The 226-nt window shown below is 56.2% G+C and carries 1 protein-coding gene; it reads right to left on the bottom strand.

The genetic code is table 11. The features are described from left to right. Nucleotides 1-226, bottom strand: a 226-nt coding sequence (locus KB213_RS12445; RefSeq protein ID WP_211683577.1) for a hypothetical protein, incomplete at both ends; no start/stop codon positions are given.

Below are 226 nucleotides of genomic sequence, written 5' to 3'. Positions count from 1 at the left end.
CACATCACTACGGCCAGAGGCCTCAGGCTCATCAAGTATGATGGTTTGCAAAACTTGGTCTGTTTGCGCAGCCTGCCCTAATCGGGCCGTACTCTGCGCCAAATGGATACGCGTATTCAAACGCTCACCGGGAGATGATGCCGAAACCGCAAACCTCGCATCACGGACCGCTACCATCAATGCTTCTGGCGTCCCCTGCCCTAAGGAGACCCCATTCAACGCTGCC

Origin of the sequence: Neokomagataea anthophila, assembly GCF_018122595.1 — a bacterium.
GTDB classification, from domain to species: Bacteria; Pseudomonadota; Alphaproteobacteria; order Acetobacterales; family Acetobacteraceae; genus Gluconobacter; species Gluconobacter anthophilus.
This window is presented reverse-complemented; position numbering and strand designations above follow the sequence as displayed.